The organism is Acidisphaera rubrifaciens HS-AP3 (assembly GCF_000964365.1).
Classification (GTDB): domain Bacteria; phylum Pseudomonadota; class Alphaproteobacteria; order Acetobacterales; family Acetobacteraceae; genus Acidisphaera; species Acidisphaera rubrifaciens.
The window spans coordinates 1-380 of the sequence record NZ_BANB01001000.1 but is presented as its reverse complement, the minus strand read 5'-3'; the positions used below and the strand labels follow the sequence as shown (position 1 = coordinate 380).

General features: G+C 75.5%; 1 protein-coding gene. It reads left to right on the top strand.

Annotation, left to right across the window (positions count from 1 at the left end):
* The coding region (locus B8460_RS19655) for a nicotinate-nucleotide adenylyltransferase (protein ID WP_048863325.1) at nt 1-380 on the top strand (380 nt) is incomplete at both ends.

Genomic DNA, 380 nt, shown 5'->3' with positions numbered 1-380 from the left:
GGCGCGGCGGCGGCTGCGGCTCGATCAGGTGTGGCTGCTGGTCTCGCCGGGCAATCCGCTGAAGCCGCGCGCCGGCATGGCGCCGTTCGCCGACCGTATCGCCGCCGCACGGCGCATCGCCGACGGGCGGCGCATCGTCGCGACCGGCATCGAGGCGGCGCTCGGCACGCGATACACGGTTGATACGCTGCGCGCCCTGCGCCGGCGGTTTCCGCGCGCGCGTTTCGTGTTCCTGATGGGTGCCGACCTGCTGGCGCAGCTGCCGCGCTGGCGGCGCTGGACGGAGGTCGCTTGCGGGCTGCCCTATGCGGTGCTGCCGCGGCCGGGATATACGCATCGCGCGCTGGCGGGTGCCGCCACGCATCGGCTGCGCGCGGCGC